The sequence below is a fragment of the Staphylococcus canis genome, from assembly GCF_016238445.1.
In the GTDB taxonomy this organism is placed as follows: domain Bacteria; phylum Bacillota; class Bacilli; order Staphylococcales; family Staphylococcaceae; genus Staphylococcus; species Staphylococcus canis.
This window is the reverse complement of the sequence record NZ_JABANU010000004.1, coordinates 94,874-116,711: the sequence shown is the minus strand read 5'-3', so window position 1 is coordinate 116,711 and position 21,838 is coordinate 94,874. Positions and strand designations below refer to the sequence as shown.

Annotated in this window: 20 protein-coding genes; 5 read left to right on the top strand and 15 right to left on the bottom strand. The window is 36.7% G+C overall.

The genetic code is table 11. The features are described 5' to 3' along the window. On the bottom strand, positions 1-4,679 hold a 4,679-nt coding region (locus HHH54_RS02590), incomplete at its 3' end, for an Ig-like domain-containing protein (RefSeq protein WP_198617274.1). A gap of 224 nt (positions 4,680-4,903) precedes the next feature. Between HHH54_RS02590 and HHH54_RS02585 the strand changes: the two genes are divergently transcribed. Then, complete coding sequence (locus tag HHH54_RS02585; protein ID WP_198617273.1) at positions 4,904-5,113, top strand: hypothetical protein; 210 nt, start codon at positions 4,904-4,906, stop codon at positions 5,111-5,113. 67 nt (positions 5,114-5,180) lie between these two features. On the opposite strand, the gene HHH54_RS02580 is transcribed toward HHH54_RS02585, so the two are convergent. The 3 genes from HHH54_RS02580 to HHH54_RS02570 form a co-directional block, all read right to left on the bottom strand. Beyond that, the gene (locus HHH54_RS02580) at positions 5,181-6,389 is read right to left on the bottom strand and encodes a Bcr/CflA family efflux MFS transporter (protein WP_198617272.1); all 1,209 of its coding nucleotides are present in this window, start codon (positions 6,387-6,389) and stop codon (positions 5,181-5,183) included. Positions 6,390-6,549: 160 nt separating this feature from the next. Further along, entirely contained in the window at positions 6,550-7,434 is an 885-nt protein-coding gene (locus HHH54_RS02575) for an alpha/beta hydrolase (protein WP_198617271.1), read from the bottom strand. A 164-nt stretch (positions 7,435-7,598) separates the two neighbouring features. Continuing rightward, positions 7,599-9,017 carry a phosphate--AMP phosphotransferase gene (locus HHH54_RS02570; RefSeq protein ID WP_198617270.1) on the bottom strand — a complete coding sequence of 473 codons (1,419 nt, stop codon included), beginning with the start codon at positions 9,015-9,017 and terminating at the stop codon, positions 7,599-7,601. A 444-nt stretch (positions 9,018-9,461) separates the two neighbouring features. On the opposite strand from HHH54_RS02570, the gene HHH54_RS02565 reads away from it, so the two are divergent. Together HHH54_RS02565 and HHH54_RS02560 are read left to right on the top strand one after the other, a co-directional pair. Further along, complete coding sequence (locus tag HHH54_RS02565; protein WP_198617269.1) at positions 9,462-10,160, top strand: transglycosylase family protein; 699 nt, start codon at positions 9,462-9,464, stop codon at positions 10,158-10,160. Positions 10,161-10,342: 182 nt separating this feature from the next. Continuing rightward, the gene (locus HHH54_RS02560; RefSeq protein WP_198617268.1) at positions 10,343-10,897 is read left to right on the top strand and encodes a M23 family metallopeptidase; all 555 of its coding nucleotides are present in this window, start codon (positions 10,343-10,345) and stop codon (positions 10,895-10,897) included. Between the two features lie 47 nt (positions 10,898-10,944). Here HHH54_RS02560 and HHH54_RS02555 read toward each other — a convergent pair whose 3' ends face one another. The 6 genes from HHH54_RS02555 to HHH54_RS02530 form a co-directional block, all read right to left on the bottom strand. Next, positions 10,945-11,574, bottom strand: a complete 630-nt coding sequence (locus HHH54_RS02555) for a nitroreductase family protein (protein WP_198617267.1) — start codon at positions 11,572-11,574, stop codon at positions 10,945-10,947. 251 nt (positions 11,575-11,825) lie between these two features. Then, positions 11,826-12,002 carry a hypothetical protein gene (locus tag HHH54_RS02550; RefSeq protein WP_198617266.1) on the bottom strand — a complete coding sequence of 59 codons (177 nt, stop codon included), beginning with the start codon at positions 12,000-12,002 and terminating at the stop codon, positions 11,826-11,828. Between the two features lie 160 nt (positions 12,003-12,162). Next, the gene (locus HHH54_RS02545) at positions 12,163-12,846 is read right to left on the bottom strand and encodes an LrgB family protein (protein ID WP_198617265.1); all 684 of its coding nucleotides are present in this window, start codon (positions 12,844-12,846) and stop codon (positions 12,163-12,165) included. Continuing rightward, entirely contained in the window at positions 12,846-13,235 is a 390-nt protein-coding gene (locus HHH54_RS02540; RefSeq protein ID WP_198617264.1) for a CidA/LrgA family protein, read from the bottom strand. Before HHH54_RS02540 ends, HHH54_RS02545 begins: the two co-directional genes overlap by 1 nt. 107 nt (positions 13,236-13,342) lie before the next feature. Beyond that, on the bottom strand, positions 13,343-14,224 hold the full coding sequence (cidR, locus tag HHH54_RS02535) for a cidABC operon transcriptional activator CidR (protein WP_198617263.1): 882 nt from the start codon (positions 14,222-14,224) through the stop codon (positions 13,343-13,345). Positions 14,225-14,595: 371 nt separating this feature from the next. Then, positions 14,596-15,018, bottom strand: coding sequence for a universal stress protein (locus HHH54_RS02530; RefSeq protein WP_198617262.1), 423 nt, complete (start codon positions 15,016-15,018; stop codon positions 14,596-14,598). Between the two features lie 195 nt (positions 15,019-15,213). On the opposite strand from HHH54_RS02530, the gene HHH54_RS02525 reads away from it, so the two are divergent. After that, positions 15,214-16,449, top strand: coding sequence for an aminoacyltransferase (locus HHH54_RS02525; RefSeq protein WP_198617261.1), 1,236 nt, complete (start codon positions 15,214-15,216; stop codon positions 16,447-16,449). Between the two features lie 95 nt (positions 16,450-16,544). Here HHH54_RS02525 and HHH54_RS02520 read toward each other — a convergent pair whose 3' ends face one another. The 5 genes from HHH54_RS02520 to HHH54_RS02500 all read right to left on the bottom strand — a co-directional run bounded on the left by HHH54_RS02520 (position 16,545) and on the right by HHH54_RS02500 (position 20,575). Continuing rightward, entirely contained in the window at positions 16,545-17,444 is a 900-nt protein-coding gene (locus HHH54_RS02520; protein ID WP_198617260.1) for a CobW family GTP-binding protein, read from the bottom strand. Beyond that, on the bottom strand, positions 17,444-17,989 hold the full coding sequence (gene dcd, locus HHH54_RS02515; RefSeq protein WP_198617259.1) for a dCTP deaminase: 546 nt from the start codon (positions 17,987-17,989) through the stop codon (positions 17,444-17,446). The genes HHH54_RS02520 and dcd overlap by 1 nt, the downstream gene beginning before the upstream one ends. A 203-nt stretch (positions 17,990-18,192) precedes the next feature. Continuing rightward, complete coding sequence (gene ureC, locus HHH54_RS02510; protein WP_198617258.1) at positions 18,193-19,908, bottom strand: urease subunit alpha; 1,716 nt, start codon at positions 19,906-19,908, stop codon at positions 18,193-18,195. Beyond that, complete coding sequence (locus HHH54_RS02505) at positions 19,905-20,261, bottom strand: urease subunit beta (RefSeq protein WP_198617257.1); 357 nt, start codon at positions 20,259-20,261, stop codon at positions 19,905-19,907. Before HHH54_RS02505 ends, ureC begins: the two co-directional genes overlap by 4 nt. 11 nt (positions 20,262-20,272) lie before the next feature. Beyond that, complete coding sequence (locus HHH54_RS02500; RefSeq protein WP_198617256.1) at positions 20,273-20,575, bottom strand: urease subunit gamma; 303 nt, start codon at positions 20,573-20,575, stop codon at positions 20,273-20,275. Positions 20,576-20,903: 328 nt separating this feature from the next. Between HHH54_RS02500 and yut the strand changes: the two genes are divergently transcribed. Next, positions 20,904-21,821 carry an urea transporter gene (yut, locus tag HHH54_RS02495; protein ID WP_349771827.1) on the top strand — a complete coding sequence of 306 codons (918 nt, stop codon included), beginning with the start codon at positions 20,904-20,906 and terminating at the stop codon, positions 21,819-21,821. The last annotated feature ends 17 nt before the right edge of the window (positions 21,822-21,838 follow it).

Genomic DNA, 21,838 nt, shown 5'->3' with positions numbered 1-21,838 from the left:
GTATCTACTACTGTTGTTGATGTGCTTGGTGACGCGTTTCCTGCCACGTCTGTTGTTGTCACTTGTAGTCCTTCGCCACCGTTAAGATCTACACCACTTGGAATCGCCACTTCATAACTGCCGTTGGTTCCTACTGTGCCTGTTGCTGTTGTGCCGTCTGGGAACGTAATCGTCACTGTACTTCCTGGTTCGCCTGTTCCTGTAACTGATGTCGCGTCTGACGTTACTTCATTCACTGTTGGTGCTTCTGGTGCTGTTGTATCTACTACTGTTGTTGATGTGCTTGGTGACGCGTTTCCTGCCACGTCTGTTGTTGTCACTTGTAGTCCTTCGCCACCGTTAAGATCTACACCACTTGGAATCGCCACTTCATAACTGCCGTTGGCTCCGACTGTGCCTGTTGCTGTTGTGCCGTCTGGGAACGTAATCGTCACTGTACTTCCTGGTTCGCCTGTTCCTGTAACTGATGTCGCGTCTGACGTTACTTCATTCACTGTTGGTGCTTCTGGTGCTGTTGTATCTACTACTGTTGTTGATGTGCTTGGTGACGCGTTTCCTGCCACGTCTGTTGTTGTCACTTGTAGTCCTTCGCCACCGTTAAGATCTACACCACTTGGAATCGCCACTTCATAACTGCCGTTGGCTCCGACTGTGCCTGTTGCTGTTGTGCCGTCTGGGAACGTAATCGTCACTGTGCTTCCTGGCTCGCCTGTTCCTGTAACTGATGTCGCATCTGACGTTACTTCATTCACCGTTGGTGCCTCTGGTGCTGTGACATCAGTCACAGTTACGGTAGTGATTTCCGACGCATTATTTGATGCATCAATTGCTTGTACAGTAATCGTTTCGCCACCTGTTAAATCCAATGGTACATTGACAGTATATTTTCCAGTTGTATCTGCTTGTACCTCTCGTATTGTATTTCCTGGGAAAATCACTTTAACCGTACTACCTGGTTCTGCTTGACCTGTAACAACTGATGAGTCTGATGTTATCGGTTCTACGAATGGTTTGACCGGTGCTTTTGTATCTACCACATTACCAATGCCTGCTACAGAATAATTGCCTGCAGCATCCACTTCATAAGCATATATTTGATCTCCTGGTTTTAAATTAATATCCCACGGCACTCCAATCATCCATGTACCATTACGTCCTACTTTTGTTGTTACCACTTGATTTCCCGGTAAGCGCACTAAAATACGATCTTTATACGTTTCACCATATCCCCATACAATGTGACTGCCAGCTTCTGTATCTGTCACAGTTGGTTGCGTTGGTCGAATTGTATCAATAACATTAGAAATCGTAATGTAAGAATCATTGCCCGCTTCATCAAATGTTTTCGCAACTAATTGATATTGATAGAATAAATTAATATGATCTGGTACGTTCACAGACCATGTGCCATCACTTTGTGATACTGTTGTCACTTTTGTACCATCTTCAAAACTTACTTCAACTTGATGATTAGGCACTGCTGTCCCTTTAACAATACGACTTCCCGCTTGTGTTGGTGTAATCGTTGGTGTTTCTGGTCGTATCGTATCCACCACTTCAGCTGAAACAGTTTGTGAAGTGATTTCACCATTTTTGTAAGCTGTGACTTGAACAGTATCTTGCCAAGCTAATCGGTTGTTTTCAGGTACTGTCATCGACCATGCACCAGAGGAATCAGCTGTTGTTGTTAGCACTTGACCTGATGGTAATGTAACTTCAACACGTGCATCATTACTTGTTTGTCCTGAAATCGTTTGATTATCATACTCAATCGGGTTAACTGTTAATGGTGTTGTTGTTTGTTGATCCAAATAAGGTTCTAATTGAGCTAACAACGCTTCTTTATCTGGCGAAGCAACTTCATTTACGCCTTGCACTAATCGGTACAGTTGTGTACGGTAATCTTTTTCTGGTGATGTTTCCATATTTTGAATTAAAGCATTCACATCGTTTTGCATCGTTTCAGTATAACGCGCTGCAACATCTGTTGGTGTTTCACCTTCTACCATTAGACCTTGTTCTGTTAATACATACGTTACCGTTTTATCGCTTGCTTTAGGTAACGTCATCAGTGCTTCTGTTTCTGCACGTCGAATAAAACGACGTCCTGGTTCACGATGCATAACAGTGATTTTATCGCCATAGTCCATTTGGAATGTTTGCGTTAAATCTGCTTGTTCTGCATTACCTACAAATGATTTATCATAGACGACTGTACCATCTTGTTTTTCAATCGTCACATGAACATACTCATCATTAAAGAAGTAATGGGGTTGACCTTTACGTTGAAGGTACGTCACTGCTTTCGTGCTCGGATCATACGTCACAGATGCAAATTCTCTATCTGATAGTCCGATTAATGAAATACGTTGTGACAATGCAGTGTGAGGTGCGTCTATTTTCGGATAATCCAATGTAACTTCGTTTTTACGATTTTCACGCACTATAAGATATGCGTATTCAGGTAATGCCAGTGTTGTTGATAACGGTGCTACGACTTTATATACACCTGCTCTCACATTATCAAATACTGCAACACCATTTTCTACGACTGCTTGCGCTACTTTTGTAGTACCATCAACCAATTCGACAACCGCACCATTCGCTAGTTGTTGACCGTTTAAATTTAAATTCACTGTTGCCGGTGCTGTTACTGTCGTATCTGCTAGGTCCGTAGATTTTACAAGTTCATATGCTGTGGCTAGACCTAATTTTTCGACATACTTTTGACGCTCTGCTTCATTTTCGATTAACATTGCCAATGGATAAATATACGAGTTATTGTACGTATTCAGACGGTCTTCTAGATATTGTGGTGTATCTAAGTTAAATAAATCGAAATACGCAAGGCCATTATAACCACGATCCGCTAACCAATACTTACCAATCCATGCTGGTACATCAGTCATTAGCAATCCTTCTGACGCTTTTTCACGCACTTTTTGTAACATTTCAGTGACACCGTTAATAGATGTGAGACGTACCATGCGTGTCATGAAATCCAAGCGTTCTTCTACAGTATATTGACCGAATTTGTCGTGTATTTGAGGATCTAGTACATTATCTTGCATATTTTTCTGGAACCCAGTCTGATCACCTTTGTATAACCATCCACGGTCTTTATTTTCTACGTTCATTTGATATTCGTTTGCGAAAATATTATTCCATACTTCAGCAAGTGGCATTTTAGGATCACTAATTAAGTGACCATCATAACCATGACCAATCTCGTGTAAAGCAATCCATCCTTTTGTCAGATAACCATACATTGATTCATCATTAGACCCCATATGATCCCAAGACCAATATGCTAGACCATATCCATTTTTATTGGCTGTTGTAAAATACTTTTGACCCAAATTAAAATTCACTGACGTTGGATCATCGTTAAGACCAATCCACTGATTATATTGTTTGATGACGTTATCGTAATAATCAATCATTTCATCCAAATTATGCAAAGCTTGAGGGTCTTGTTGATTTTTCATATTTAATACACGATCACGATCGACGCGTGGAATTAAAAATGCATTATATGTGCCATCTACAAAAGCATAACTTGAATCTTGGTCCACCCACTGCGTTTCAAAAGCTTCTTGATTTTGACCTCGACGATATGTTGGTAGAGCTTTCATTTGATTATTTTCTACATAGAAATCTACTAGTGGAATTTGATTAAGTCCACGTGGTAAGTAAACGAATGCGGCACTTTCAATACCTGTTGAGACGCTTACCCATTCCCCACTTTTAGGGATGGTTGCACTCTTATTATAATCACCATCATTAGTCATTAAGCTTACACGAAGGTCCGCTTCATTTTGTGGTCTGGATTGACGAATATAGAGATTAGTATTTTCAGGTAAAATGATTCCTAAACTTTCTCTACCTTGACGTAATCCACGTTGCATACCAAGTGTTTGTGCTTCACGTGATCCTGCTAATACAGGAATTTCTTTTTGATACACTTGTTCATTGATACCATCTACAGTAATCGGCTTTGTTTGCGCTTCAGGTGCAGGCATGTTTGGATCTGCTACTGCATCTGTCGCTGCACGAAATCCACTATTTGTTTGTGGTTGTGTGTGTTGTGTACGTTCATTTACAGGTTGACTTTCATCACTTTTTGGTGGTGTTGGCTCCGTTTGATTTTGAAGGTCTTTCGTCTCTTTTTGTGACGATTCCGTACTTTCTACCGTTTGACTTTCTTCAGACGCTACTTCTTTTTTCTCATTAATAATAGATTGTACGGCTTCTGGTCCTGCTTCTTCATTTACCGCTCCTGATTCTGGTACAATCGCATCGGTTTCAGTATCAGTCGTTGTATCCGCTTGTGTTACGTTAACACTTTCTTCTGAAGGTGTTTCTGTTGTGTGTACTTCATTTGATGATACTGATGCTGATTCTGACACAACGTCTGATGTTGTGTTTTCAGTAGTCTCAGTACTTGTTGTCGTTTCAGTCGTTGTCGTATCTATATTTTCATTTGATATAGATTCGGTACTTTCTTGTGATGATTGTTGTTCGGATAATGTAGGTATTTCTGCTGCTTTAGTATCATGCGCCATTGTTAATAATACAGTCGCTCCAAATAAAACTGACGCAATCCCTACATTAAATTTGCGAATGGCGTATTTATTTCGTTTATGTTCCCCAATATTATGATGACTACGCGTATTCATTAAAATCCCTGTCCTCCTATTTGATATGTCTTTACTCTATATTACCAGAGCACAACAGAATACCAAAGAATATTTTAATCTGAGCCGTTCATTTTTATGTATTTATTTTGTTAGACTGCGTAAATCTAAAGTCCTGTCATTTACTCTTACTTAAGACCCATGCGTTTTACAATAAAATCGTGTAATATTGTAACTATGAACAACTCATTAAGGAGGAAGATACGATGCGAACAATGATAAGAGCTGCTATTGCAGTAGTGACGATAATATTCTTATCCAATTACTTAGAAGATCCTGCAAACTTATCAAAAATTGAAGATTTTAAGAATCAAATTGTCTATAGTGATTCGGTACAATCTATGCTTAATAGTGCGCCAATCGAACAATTTAAACAATTTAATCCTAGTGACATTATGCCGTCTGAATTCTTTTAATCATTACATAAAAAAAGACTAAAACCCTAGAACGTATGAGAACGCTCTAAGGCTTTAGTCTTTTACTTTATGAATGAATGCGCAAACGTTTCACACTCATTAATAATAATAGTAATAATATTAAAGTCAGTCCTAAAATAACAGTGTAAGGCACGACGCTTTCAGCACCTTGAATACCAATTAAAGGTGCAATTGAACTCCCAAGCGCAAACTGGAATAATCCAAGTAAACTTGATGCACTGCCACTCCCACCTGTTCTAGATTGCATCGCTAAAGAGAATGCAAGGGGACCTACCGCTGTAACTGGTGTAACACATAAGATAAAACCAAAAATTAAAACGGCTAATGGTAAATGCAACGTTAAAACAATAATGACGAATAAAGCGCCAAATGCTTGAATACATACAAAAAGACTTAATACGCGAATTTGATTCCAAATACGTAATAATAGATTTGATAATTGACTTGTCACAATCAAACCAATACTTGTCACAACCATAAGCAAACTAAAGCTTTGTGGATTTAAACCATAAATATTTTGTACGATAAATGGCGCACCTGCACCATAACTAAATATCATAATATACGTAACACCTTGAAGTAACATCGGTACAACAAATCTTGGTGTTTTTAATAAGTGACCAAAATCTTTAAAGATTGCTTTGAAGCTTTTACGTTGTTCATGTGTCGTTGTTAGTGTTCTCATCTGTGGATGTATTAACAGTGCAATGAAAAGCACGACACCGATGAATGACAGTACCCAAAAAATAGTACGCCATACAGACACTCCAAGAATCAAGCCACTGAGTAATGGTGCAATCACAGACACAATTCCATTGACTACCATTAGCGCTGTAAAAAAGTGACTGAGTTTTTCCCCTTCATACAACTCACCTATAGTAGCACGCGCTAAAACAATAGCACCACCACCTGCAATCCCTTGTATGAATCGAATCAAAATAAACAATTCAACGTTGGTCGCAAGCGCGCTAATGATAGACGCAATAATGACTATCATTAAAATAAATAGTCCTAGCTTTTGGCGTGAAATACGGTCGGCAATCACTCCAAACACAAATTGCCCAATCGCAATACCAATCATTGCGATAGATAATGTAATTTGAGCTTTCGATGTGGTAATTCCAAAATCCTCTTGCACTAAAGGAAGTGCTGGACTATACATATCAGATAATAAAGGACCAAAAGCAGTCATTGTCCCTAAAATAATAATAAATAATAAACTCGTAAAACGTGACGGCGTTTGTGCATTTTGCATAATATTCTTCCTCAATCCTATTTAAAATCGTAAATTTTTATGATGTTAAAAGTTTATTAAACTCCATCAACTTATCATTATATCAATTAGTGTTGATTTTAACACGATTCCATAAAGGATGGTACATTGAGAATAAATTTGTCTTTATAAGTTTGATATCTTATTCCGATAATAACCAGTGATTAATATGGTATTCAATGCTTCCTAAATGTCCATTTTCTTCACGATCTAAAACACGTAAAAAGTCGAGATGACCGACATCTGGATAAACAATAGACTTTACACGTGCACCATGAGCTTTAAAACGTTCAATGCTTTCCTCTGAATCTTTGTTTGGGAAAATGACATCTTCTTGACCCAATAAAAATAAAATATCTGGCATATGTTCAATATGATTAATATCTTCTAAATAATTCGTATTTAACGTATATTGCAAGTCTGTCACCATGGCATCAATCGGTGCGAAATAATTCATGAAATTAATATCTTTTTCATTTTTGTACTTTTTAGAAATGCCTTTTTCTAAAACATACTCAGGAATACTTTTAATCATTCCATCTTTTGTGTTGGGTGTCATCTCTTTAATCGCTTCTGCAAGCAATTTTGTAACACGAATTTCTTTGTAATCGATTTTCGCTGCACTATTTAAATATACAAGATGCGTAATCGGTAATGTATTATAGCCTGCAAGTTTTGTAGCAATCAGACCACCCATTGAGTAACCGATAATTGCCAATTGTTCAATTTGACGACTTTGTACAATATTTACAAGCGCTTCGTTAATGCGTGTCGCATAGTCCGATAAATCATGTGTCTTACGATTTAACGCTGTACTTTCCCCTCGTCCTGGACAATTAATAAAAATCAACTGTTCATCGTGTAAATATTTTTCAAAAACGGTCATAATTTTATAATTCATCACAGCGCCATGTAACAATACAATTGCACGACGCGGGTGTGCAGATCCTGTTGAAAATATTTCTAATTGGTCGTTATCATGTTGGGTTAACGTCATAATTTGTCTTTGATAATTTGTGCGTGACATCGTACTAACCTCTATTTCTAAACTTCTCAAAACTGGCCTGTCAAATTTCTTAGACTTATAACCTAAGTGTGACGAGCACCAATGATATCCGATTTTACTTTTCATTATATTATAACAATAATATAGTAGAAAAGCGTCACAGTAAATCGTGCTAAAGGCTTATTTTAATAATCTTTAACGCCCCATAGTTTTGCTTCACATTTTTTAATAATGTATTTTAAAACTTGAATACGTGCTGTTTTTTTGTGATCGGCAGGCACAACCAACCATGGTGCATACGATGTATTTGTTTTTTCAATCATGTCATCACTTGCTTCTACATACAAGTCCCATTTTTCACGATTTCGCCAGTCTTCATCAGTAATTTTCCATTGTTTGTTCTTATCTTCTTCTCGTGCTTTAAATCGTTTCAATTGTTCTTCTTTATCTAGACTTAAGAAGAATTTTAATACTATCGCACCTTCATCCGTCCACATTTTTTCAAAAGCATTGATCTCATCATAAGCACGTGACCATTCATCTTGAGACGCAAAGCCTTCTACGCGTTCAACAAGTACACGGCCATACCAACTTCGGTCGAAAATGCTAATATGTCCACTTTTAGGCATTACTGTGGCAAAACGCCATAAGTAATGGTGATTAAGCTCAACATCTGTCGGCGCACTAATCGCTGTGACCGCATAACCTGTCGGGTCTAACAATTCACGTACGCGTTTAATATTACCGCCTTTACCAGCAGCGTCCATTCCCTCATAGACTAAAACGAGTGGAATTTTACGTTCATATAATGCGAATTGTAGTTCTCGTAAACGTAATTGCAGTTCCTCAACTAATGCATCATACTCTGACTTCTTAATTTTTGTTTCAGGTTTTTGGAAACGTGTTGTAGTAAATCCTGGCGTAAACTGTCCATCTATCACACGTTCGCGTTTTTCATAATTGTCAATTGCCTTTTCAAGACGTTTAATGAGATAACGATACATTTGCTCAATTGCTGCAGCACGATGCGTATAGTCAATAACTTTAAAACTATCATCCATAAGTTCTGACATCATCGCTTCATACTGTGCCTTTGGAATGAATTGTTCATATTCTTGCGCTTTCCAATTTGTCAGCGGATTGGCTTTCATTTGTTCAATATGTTCTTGACGTTTTTCTTCATTTATTTCTATATAAAATTTTATAATTTCATGTTGATCAGCCATTAACATATCTTCAAAATTCTGGATGGCCTCTGTCATCACTGTACTATTTTGAAAAATAGATTTTTTTAATTCATGCACACGATAATCAATAAAGTGTGAATACCAACTTCTAAAATAGATATTAATATGTCCTTTTGATGGTAATGTATTCCAGAAGTTTTGTAAGAATTGATATCTTAAATCAAAGTCTGAAGGCGGCTTCGTTGCGATAAAATGTGAGTACTTGGCATCTAGCGTTAACAACAACTCATTCGTTAATCGCGTTTTACCAGATGCTGGCACTCCTTCAAATACAATCATTACCGGTATACCTAATTCATGCGTGTGTCGTGTGAGTTCAGCTGCTTTCAATCGTAATTGTTCAATTTTTTGATTCATACTTTCACCTCAATTACTTCTATTATACGTAAGTTTTATAGAATCGGCTATGAAGAGTTATTGTATTATATCTTATCATTTCAGATGAAAAACAAATGATTTTCAGTGCATTTTCTTTGATTTTTACATTATTGGACTGTCATCTGTATTACATTTTCAAGTTCGAATGTAATATTTGTAATACCATACATTTGCAAATTAAAACCATGTAAATTTCTAAAGAACTGTCATGATAGTTCTGAAGCACATTTTATATTGTTAATTCAAGTTTATTTTGATTACAAAAAGATTACAAATTGATGATATGAAAAAGTTCTGTAATACTTTGTTATTTACACGTAATTTACAAAATAACTAAACCTTGTTAAAGTGTGGTTGTTGAAATTTTTGGCAAGTCAAATTGAAAATGAAAATAATTAATTAATAACTGGAGGACTTATTATTATGAAGAAAACATTATTTGCTTCATCATTAGCATTAACTTTAGGACTTACAGGCGTTGCGACTCACGCTACTGACGCAGACGCTTCAGAAATGAACATTGATAAAGCTGAATTAGCTCAATTAGCATTAAATAACGATGCATCATTAAACGAACAACCTGTTCAAGAAGGTGCATATGACTATACATTCACAGTTGACGGCGTAAGCTACCACTTCTGGTCAGATGGTGTTCACTTTGGTTGGTCATACGATGGCTTCGGTAACGCTCCTGCATCAGCTGAATCTACTTCAGTTGCTCAACCAGCTCAAACTGAAGTACAAGATGTAAATGCAGAAGCTTCACAATCAACTGGTGATAACACTGCTTCAGATGTACAACAAGCTGAACCACACGTACCATACGCAACTCAAGCGCCAGCACCAGCAACTACTCAAACTTCAACAGCTGGTTCAGGTGTAAACAGCCACTTAGAATTAATCAAGAGCCGTGAATCAGGTGGCGACTATGGTGCAATCAACCCAACATCAGGTGCAGCAGGTGCATACCAATTCTTACCATCAACATGGAACGCTGTAGCTCAAAGTATTGATCCATCATATGTTGGTGTAAACCCAGCAAGTGCACCAGCTTCAGTTCAAGACCGTTTCGCTCAACACTTATACAACACTGCTGGTCCAGGTCAATGGGTAACAGCATAATCGATATTTAAATAAATTACGAACCAATCGTTAGTATTTCTAGCGATTGGTTTTTTTATATGGTTAACACCTTTTCCTTCTAGAGACTGATTTTTGAGTACCTTAGCTATTTTGAGTTGCCATTCAACTCGCGTATTATTTAAAATAGAGAAACTACTCTATAATGTAGGTGATTTATAGAAATGAGAAAATGGCTCTCGCCTCTGATTTTATTGCTCGTGCTTGGTAGTGTCATATTTGCGCTTTTCTATTATAAGGAGCACGTGCAAGAGCACTACGATAAATATACAAAACAATTGGATACATTTTTTGAACAAGATCGAGAAACACATGGGTTTGGCAAATATAACCATCAATTATCGTTTAATGGCAACAATCGTCACTATGGGATTGATTACCGTCTGCCAGTCGGTTCAAAAGTACTCGCTCCAACTGATGGGATTGTGACACGTCTATTCAAAGATGAACTTGGAGGAAACGTGCTTGAAATTCAAGAATCGAACGGCCAATATTACGAATGGTTTATGCATTTAGACAGTTATAACGTGAAAGTTGGCGATGCTGTTCAAGTTGGAGACGTTATCGCAACTTCTGGTAATACGGGTAAGCAAACTACAGGGCCACACTTACATTTCCAACGTATGAACGGTGGTATTGGAAACCGTTATGCAGAAGATCCTAAACCTTTTGTAGAATCACTCCCTAATGGTCAACGGAGTCTATATCAACTTAAATAAATAACACCCCTCCTTTCAACTCATGTTAAAAGAGGGGTGTTTTATGATTAAAAGTATTGAACTGTTTTATCTACTGGTAAACGATATGATGGACGTCCAGGTTCTTTCTCTTTTCCAATTGCTACGATTAACACAGGTACATAGCGTTCAGGATCGAGTCCGAAAGCTTGTGCGATATTTTCACGATCAAAACCACCAATTGGATTCGTATCGTATCCATATTGGCGTGCTACAAGCATTAATTGCATTGCCATTAGACTACTATCTACCTTTACAATGTCATTCATTGCTGGACGTTCTAATGCTTTATATCCTGTTACAAAACGCTCAACAAGTTGCTCTTTTACTTCTTGTGGCATATAACCTTTTTCTACAGCTGAACCATAAATCTCTTCTGCGTATTCATAGTTACGCATATCTCCAAAAATCACAATCATCGCTGCAGATGAATCATTTTGACGTGTATTAAATTGAACAAGCGGACGTAATTTCGCTTTACCTTCTTCAGACTCTACAACAACTAAACGCCAAGGTTGCATATTAATAGATGATGGCGCTAATGTTGCTTTAGTCAGAATTTCATCCATTTCTGAACGTGGTATTTTAACATTCTCATCAAATACTTTTACTGAACGTCGACCTGTTAAAATCTCGTCAAAGTTATTATTTAAAGCCATTGTCATATCACCTTTCTGATATCTCTAAATTTCATTACTCTATTACTCTTAAAGCGTGGTTAGATTATATTTTATATTACCTAAGCATGCAAGTTATATGTATTGAATTCATTTATAATATTATTGCGTTGTATCAATATCCAAAATAAAAAGCCCTTTCGAAAAAGAAAATACGATTACGTGAGATGGCAAAAACTCCGTAACACTATCTTTTTCAAAGGTGCTTTGTTTATAAATATGCGCTTTTTAGACTAATTTAAACTTCGAATAATCATCAACATCACCCAAAGTGTAGTAATCACGGCTGAAATAATAGCCAAGTTTGCAGGCTTTTGACTTTTATGATTTGATGATTTTTTGAATGCTAAAATTGTAATCGTCCACATCACAAATGTAAGTATGCCAAGTATAATAATGAACGTATACATCAGGTTAAAACACCTCCACCAAGTGATGATATCATTGTTATTTTATCATATCTAAAATCACTTAGCCTATGAACATTATCGTAACTTTACTAAATATCGGACATTATTAAGCACAAAAAAGCCTTGGTATTAGGGGGAATACCAAGGACAACTTTAAGAATTAATAAAATAACATCAACAATAAAGGGAGCATAATTGAACTTATCACAGCGGTAAGTATCATGCCAATTGAACTAAAAGCGCCAGACTCAATATCTATTTCAAGGGCTCGGGCAGTCCCGAATGCGTGAGAAGCATTGCCAAAAGTCATCCCACGCGCTATGGAGGATTGGAAATTGGTTAATTTAATGAGTATGGCACCTAAAATACTTCCTAATATACCGGTTGCGATGATAAACATCGACGTTACTGTATCCTCGCCGCCTAACTGATGAGAAACTTGAATCCCAACAGCTGCTGTGATGGAACGAGGTAATAATGTGACAATATCTTCACGACTGTATCCGAGTAATTTGAGAGAGAAGAAAATTAGGGAAAAGTTTAAAATTACTGCTGTGATGACACTCGTGAATATTGTTCGAAAATGTCTAAGGATTTTATGGCGATTAATATACAATGGGTACGCGAGACACACCACTGTACAACTCAGTAACTGATTAATCCACTGACCGCCAACCATGTATGCATGATAGTCCTGACGGAATAAGAGCAATACTAAAATTACTCCTAGCGCTGTTATCAATGCGGGGTTTAGAAATGGCGACTTAAACTTAAGATATACTCGGCGTGCAAGCAAGAATAATAAAATTGTTAGGGCAATCATTATCATAGCTTGCATCCACATTACTGATCACCTCGGGGTTGGTGAAATAGGCGTCCCATAGTCATTTTTTCAGCCACTAAACCTGAACATAATGCTACAAGGATCGTACCTATTACAAGTAATAGGAAAAAGAGTATAAAGTTTAAATCCATTTCAGTGACAACATCCATCACGCCTACCACTGATGGAACGAAGAAAAACACCATCATTGTTAGTAGAAAGTTCGCACCTTCTTTGATCCATTCTACTTTAATGATTTTAAATTGCAGCAGTAAGAAAAATATAAATAAACCAATAATACTACCTGCAATCGGGAGATGAAAATACTGCTGAATCCAATTGCTTGCGAATGTAATCATATAAATTAAAACAATTTGTATGAAGGTCCTTGCAATTTTACTTACAGTCATTTTCAACACCCTTTCTTCATTCGAATAACTTTATTATAACGGCTTATTACACATAATAAAAATATAGGTTTTTCATATAACCCATTACTTTTATCTATGATTCAAAGTTAATGATGAATATTAAGGTAATCTAAAAAGGTATAAGTCGCATGATTAAGATATGCTTCTTTTTTCCAAATGACGCCCATTTCCCACTGCAACTCTTGATCACTCAATGGGATGACACTAATATTAGGATTCTGACTTATAATTCGTACAATATTTTCCGGTAAAATACTAATGCCCATTTTTGCGCTCAGTAGATATTCAATAAAATGCCATTGCGAAATTTTCGAAACAATATTGGGTACAAATCCTACTTGACGGGCTGCCGCAATGATCCTGTCATTCAAATAAAAATCTTCATTAAATAGGATGAAATCTTCATCTTTTAAATCTGATATTTTAACTGATGACCGCTTCGCTAGAGGATGCGATTGATGGGCAACAACTTGGAACTTTTCCGAGTAAAGAGGAAAAGAGTCAAATTGGAGATCATCTACTGGGAGTGACGTGACACCGATGTTTATGTCACCTTTACGAATTTGCGTTTCAATCGTTTTTCCACCGTTTTCTAGTAAATTAAATGTCACATTGGGATACTTTTGATGAAATTGACCAAGTACATGACTAAATCGTTCCATATCCATAATTGCAGATAAACCAATCGTAATATGACCTTGTTCTACACCTAACACACTGCTAATTTCATTCGGTAAATTGTCGTATAACTTTAAGATTTCAAGAGATTTATCATAAAAAACTTTACCAACATCTGTTAGCGCAAGCTGTCTTTTAGAGCGATCAAATAATGTATTGCCGAGCTCTTGTTCTAATTCTTTAATGGCTTTACTGATCGTAGGTTGTGCAATGTAAAGCGACTCTGCTGCACGTGTCATGCCCCCTTGTTTCACAATCTCAACAAAGTATGTCATTTGTTTAATATCCATAGGTTCACCTCATTGTGTTTCTCTGTGTTATCTTAACATGCGTTATGTTCTTTCTCTATAAAGATATCAAAATACGGATCAAACATTTTTCATTGTAATAGATGCAGGTTCGATTAAAACTGCAAACAATTTAAAAATTGGCTATCTTTCACAACATGAATTTGAAAGTAATAACAATAATACTTTGTTGAACACAATTCGTGAAAAAGTAAATGTATCAGAAGGTAAAGCTAGACATATTTTAGCTGATTTTGGCTCTATACTTTTAACGGTCAGTGAATATTTCACCAACTATTAAAAGTATAGAGCCAACAAAAAAGGGTATTACATATTAGTCGCATATGACTAACTGTAACACCCTATAATGTCACTTACTTCACTATCATCACAGGAATATTTACCCGTTTGGCAATTTTATGTGTGACATGCCCAAGCACATGTTTAATATCAATTTCTGAACGCTTGTTACTCATTACTACAATATCATATGGATGATTTTCAATTTCTTCAACGATTGTTTTTGTTGCGGTTCCAGTTGTGAATTTTACTTCATATTTTAATGATTGTTCATCTAGTGTTTCTAAAAATGGCTTAATTTCTTCTTCTTTTTCTTTAACGACCTCATCAAAGTGCTTTCCTTGATAACGGACATAATTCGCGAGTTCCATTTCTGATATAACGTTAAAAATCACAATACGATAATCATCATTTGCGCGTGTTAGATTAACCAATTGCTCTGGTATATTTTTAAAACTGTTTCCAAAATCGTAAGGTACTAAAATATTTTGATACATGATACATCCCTCCTCGAATATATACATATCTCATAAAAATAATCTTCTATTATATATCCTTCCTCATCTCTATTATATCAATTTGATAGCGCTTTCACAAGTGGCCTTAGTTTTATAATAAAAATAAAAGTTTGATTTTTAATAGCTTCTCTTATTTAAAAATGGTACTTTATAGTTACCAAAGGAGCGAATGTTATGTATTTCACAGAACTAACAAAAGATGAATATCAATCTTTTATACAATCACATCCGAGTCAATATACACAATCTATTCAACATTTTAATTATAGACAACAAGCACAACAATCTGTCGCGTTATTAGGTGTTAAAGATGAGATGAATCGCGTGATTGCGGCAGGTCTTTTTACTATGGCCCCTGTGATGAAGTTTTTTAATTATGCTTATAGTCACCGTGGTCCAGTGATGGACTATCGTAATATTGAGCTTGTTGATTTTTACTTCAAATCTCTCACAGACTATTTATGGCGTCAAAAAACTATTTTTGTATTAGTAGATCCTTATATTATAGAACATATTCGTAATCACCATGGTGAAATTGTATCATCTTATAATCACAATGCGATGGTTTCTTGCCTTGAAAAGTTAGGCTATCGTCATCAAGGTTTTTCAGTAGGATATGGTAAAATGAGTCAAGCACGATGGCTCTCTGTTTTAAATCTAGAAGGGCAAACTGAATCTGAACTTTTAGCGAACATGGATTATAATACGTCCCGTGGTATTCGTAAGTCTATCGATATGGGTGTGAAAGTACGCGATTTAACTCCAGATGAATTCGACATTTTCTACAGTCTCTATCAAATGGCTGAACAAAAACACAACTTCTCCTTATTTTCAAAGGATGATTTAAAACGCTTTTTATCTACTTATGAAGGTATGTCACATTTAAAAGTGGCCTATTTAGATTTAGACGAACATCTCGATCACTTAAAAAATGAACTTGAAGCTGCAGAAGCGAAACGCAAACGCCTTCAAGACGCTGTAGACCAAGCACCATCTAAGAAAAAACGAAATGTACTCAAAGATCAAGAAATTATCGTCTCAAGTATTCAAAAACGTCAAAAAGAAGCAGAGCATTTATATCAACAACATGGCAAAACGCTTTATCTTGCTTCTGCTATTTTTGTAGAAACTGAACATGAGTTAACTTATATGTATAGCGGATCCAATCCTCAATTTAACCGTTACATGGGGAATTATGCATTACAATGGGCAATGATTCAATATGCATTAAGCCAAAATATACCGCGTTACAATTTCTTTGGTATTACTGGTGACTTCACACCTGAAGCTCAAGATTACGGCGTACTTGATTTCAAAAAAGGCTTTGGTGGGCATGTGGAAGAACTCATTGGAGACTTTATCAAACCTGTACACCCACTACTCTATCAACTATATCGCTTACGCAGTTAAAATGACTCGTTTTAAAACAAAGAGGCTAGATGCTCATAACGTTACTTTGATTATTAACGTTATAGTGTCCTAGCCTCTTTTTTAATATCAATATATTAAGAAGCAAATATCATTTCATCAAATTGACTTCTTAACTGTTCAGTATCCATCTCATATCCTATTACTACTAAATATGATGGTAAAGACACTTGAGTCGTTTTTAAATCAAGATGATATGGCACATATTGTACGCTTTTTTGTGTGTCATCATCCGAAAAATCAACAAACCCCTTAACTCTGTAAACGGATTTCGGAAGTTGTTTTAAACATTCAATTAATGCATGTTGACGAACGGGTCTCTCTATCTCATATAAAAAATGAGTCATATGCGCATGATGATGTGTCGTTGTTGAGTGCGGTATGTGTGCTAATTTTGAAATTTCGTCGAGTGTCATATCGCCATTTTGTGTTAAATAGTAAGGAGTATGTGGATATGTATCTTGTACAACTTGTGTAACATGTGCTAACTCAGTTGTGTCCACTAAATCAATTTTATTAATACATATCGTACTTGTATATTTTAACTGTTCTGCCATGAGATGTTGTACAGTTTCCGGATATGACTCTCTTTGCTGCATCGCTACGGCATCGATAATCCCAACTAAGTGTACGTGATTGGTAATCGATGCAAGCACAGGTGTTAGACACGCATCTAAAACATCAATAGGATGGGCAATACCACTACATTCAACAAAAACAACATCAGGTTGATGCGACAGATAAAGCTCATGTAATTGTGTGGTTAAATCCGCCTTTAAGGTACAGCATACACATCCATCTGTCAATGGTGTCACTGATACATCATTATCTACGAGATGTGCATCTACATTTTGATGGCCAAAATCATTCATTACGACTGCCATTTGCAGTGATTTATTTTTGGCATCACGAATTAAAGCGTTTAATAGTGATGTTTTACCACTCCCTAAAAATCCCGTTAAAATGATAATATCCACTAATATCCGCCATCCTTCATCCAATCACGGAAAAAGCGACTGCCTGTTGTCTTATTTTGCCCTTGATATTTACCTTGGTACATTACAGTTGGTGCTGTTTTTGTCATCGCAAGTACGATTTGACAAATGCGTTGCCCTTGTTGAACTTCAAGCGGAAAGTCATTTGCGTTATACAACTCTAACGTGATTTTCCCTTTAAAACCTGGATCTACCCAACCGGCATTTTGAATAAATAATCCTGCGCGCCCCACTGAACTGCGCCCCTCGATAAATCCAGTCAGATCACGTGGTAACGTCAAATATTCTTCAGTCGTTGCGAGTATAAATGCGTGTGCCGGAATCACAACACGATCTGCTTCGATATCTTCATATGTAATCGGTTCGCTTAACTTTTGTACGCCATTTTGAGGTGCTTGCGGTTTTAAGTAATGTTGGCCTAATGTTAAATCAATTGATGCTGGCTCTACATGGGCTTTTTCAAAAGGTGAAATTTTAAGCGTGCCTTGCTCAATAAATTGAAAAATATCACTATCTGATAAAATCATAATCGTCCCTCACTTTTCTATTTTTCAAATCGTAATATTTACGATTTTAACACTTCAAAATCTATCATGCTCCCTTCAAATATACAAGCAACATGAGTATCTCGTAAATACAAAAAGGTCAAAACAACATACGTCCTTAAAGTTATTTTCTAAAGACGTATGTGCTTCGACCTCGATCATGTTAATTCACATTGATTTAGATTTTAGAATAAGAAATAGCGTTGTGCTAAAGGTAATTCTGTTGCTGCTTCACTTGTAATTTTCTCACCATCTACAAATACTTCATACGTTTGTGGATCGACATCAAGTTTTGGTGTCGCACTATTATTTTTCATATCTTTTTTCGTAAGTTGACGGATATTGCGGACTGGACGTACATGACGTTTTAGATTCAATGTACGACGAATACCATCCATATATGCCGCTTCAGAGACAAATGTTATAGCAGTACTTTGTAAGTTACCACCAAGTTGTCCATACATTCGACGATATTTCATCGGTTCTGATGTTGGAATAGATCCATTAGCGTCACCGTTTACAGCAACGTTAATTAATCCACCTTTAACGACCATTTCAGGTTTAACGCCAAAGAAACGAGGATCCCAAATGACAAGGTCTGCAAGTTTCCCTTCATCTACTGAACCGACATACTCAGAAATACCATGTGTAATCGCAGGGTTAATCGTATATTTCGCAATGTAACGACGAATACGATTGTTATCATTGTATTCTGAATCTCCTTCTAACGCGCCACGTTGTGCTTTCATACGGTGTGCCACTTGCCATGTACGTGTAATCACTTCACCTACACGTCCCATCGCTTGAGAGTCTGAGCTGACCATACTGAAAACACCCATGTCTTGTAGAACGTCTTCCGCTGCAATGGTTTCTTTACGGATACGAGAATCCGCAAATGCAACGTCTTCTGGGATAGACGCATTTAAGTGATGCGTAATCATAACCATATCTAAATGTTCATCAATGGTATTATGTGTATAAGGTAATGTTGGATTTGTTGATGATGGTAAGACATTTGGATAAGATGCTGATTTAATTAAGTCTGGTGCGTGACCACCGCCTGCACCTTCTGTATGATACATATGAATGACTTTATCGCCAATCGCTTTCATCGTATCTTCCATGAATCCAGCTTCATTTAATGTATCAGCATGCAGTGCAATTTGAACATCATACTCATCTGCAACTTCTAACGCATTACGTAATGCTGATGGTGTCGCACCCCAGTCTTCGTGTACTTTAAGACCGATAACACCAGCATGAATTTGTTCAATCAATGCAGTATGACTTGCTGCTTGCCCTTTTCCAGTAAACCCGACATTAATCGGTAAAGACTCCGCCGCCTCTAACATACGGTGAATATACCAAGTCCCAGGTGTTACTGTTGTTGCTTTACTACCTTCAGATGCACCTGTACCACCACCGATATGCGTTGTAATACCACTTTCTAACGCAACTTCTGCTTGTTCTGGGTTAATGAAGTGGACGTGGGTATCAATACCCCCTGCTGTTACAATCTTACCTTCACCTGCAATGACATCCGTTGCAGCACCTATAACAATATCAATGTCATCCATGATATCAGGGTTACCAGCACGACCAATGCCCATGATATAACCATTTTTTATCCCAATATCACCTTTAATGACTTTATCATGGTCTATTACGACAGCATTCGTAATGACTAAGTCAGCAACACGTTTATTATCACGCGTCATATTCGGGTTTTGTCCCATACCGTCACGAATGACTTTACCGCCACCAAAACTAACTTCATCACCAAAAGATGCATAATCTTTTTCGACACGCGCAAATAAATTCGTATCACCTAGACGAATGGAATCACCAGTGGTTGGACCATATAAACTGTTATATTGAGACTCTGTCATTCTAAAACTCATTTGACTTCACTTCCTTCTTCCATATTAGGTGGTGTGACACGTGATGGATCAATTGGTCCATCAACTGCACCGTGAAAACCATATATATGTTGACGTCCTGCATAACGCACAAGACGTATGTCTTTCTCATCACCGGGTTCAAAACGGACGGCAGCACCAGCTGGAATATCTAGATGTTTGCCATATGCCATGTCACGATCAAACGCTAATGCAGGATTCACTTCATAAAAATGGAAATGGGATCCAACTTGCACAGGGCGATCTCCTTCGTTTTTAACTGTAATCTTTGTATTCTCACGATCTTTATTAATCATCGTTTCAGTACTACTCACAATAATTTCCCCTGGTTTCATAATTGCTCCTCCTATACGATTGGATGGTGAATGGTTACTAATTTAGTACCGTCTGGAAATGTTGCTTCAATTTCAATGTCTGTAATGAGTGCCTCTACACCTTCCATGACATCATCTTTAGATAAAATTTCACGACCATAACTCATTAACTCAGCAACGGATTTGCCATCACGTGCACCTTCTAAAACTTCATAACTGATAAGCGCAATGGCTTCAGGATGATTGAGTTTTAAACCGCGTTCTTTACGACGTTTGGCTAAATCTGCTGCAACTACAAGCATCAATTTATCTTGTTCACGTTGCGTAAAATACATGGGCTTTTGTCTCCTTTTAAATCAAAATTGTATTTCTACGTATCAGATTATAGTCTTACTCAAAACATTAATCAATGAAATAAAGCTATATGAGAATAGTTATCATTTTTCACAAATCATTCATAAAAGAACAAAAACACTGTTAGAATAGGGTTTCATATTACGTTTAAATACTATCAACACTGGAATATTCACAATATTCTCATCTTAATTGTAGTATAATTTTTAGTTCACCTTTTATATAATTTTAATTATTTCTATATTACAATAATTGTCAGATTGGTTTTAACGTGATACGCTTTGAAAGTAAAAATTACTAGAGAAAGAAGTGGCAAAATTGGGCAAATGGGGACAGATTTTTTTAAAAAACGTTTCTCAAGTGATACTCCTTGAAAATATATGGGCTGGAGTCTTGATACTTATTGCACTGTGGATTGGCAATTGGAAGGTCGGACTTGCGGCAATGATAGGGAGTGCACTAAGCATGCTTACTGCAAAGTACTTTAATTACAGTGACGAAGAAATACAGTCAGGTCTTGCGGGATTTAACTCTGTACTGATCGCCATTGATTTAACCTTATTTTTAGAGTGGTCATGGCAGGCTCTCCTCATTATTATATTGAGTATTATTTTATCAATGCCAACTGCGCAAGCAATCAAGAGCTTTTTAAGACCTTTAAACTTACCTGAACTGACAATGCCATTCGTCATTATCACATGGATTGTTTTACTCATGTCTGAACAGTTCAAATTTATCAAAACCAACGTCAATGTATTGCCTTTAACGACTAATTTCAAAGTGGATTTAGATACACCGTTCAAACCTATACAAGCTTTTTTAGAAAATTTAAGCCAAATTTTCCTAGTGGAGCATATGCTTGCAGGGTTATTGATTATCATCGCTTGTTTTGTCGCGTCAAGGCATGTCGGTATCTGTGTCATTTTAGCAAACATTTTGGGACTCATTTTCGAGTTTATTCTTGGTGCAGATATTGCGACAATTAATCATGGCTTATTTGGATTTAACTTAATACTCGCGATTATCGCTATTGGCCATACATTTAAATCTCAAAATCATCTCAATCCAATTGTTGCCTTTATACTTACAGTGTTGATGACACCGATGGCATACGCTGCTTTAGCAACATTTTTTGATCCTATCGGTATTCCAATACTCACATTTCCGTTTATTTTAGTCACATGGACACTCTTACTTGCAGGTCAGCCGAAACAACAGACCAATTAATTACATTTAATATAAAA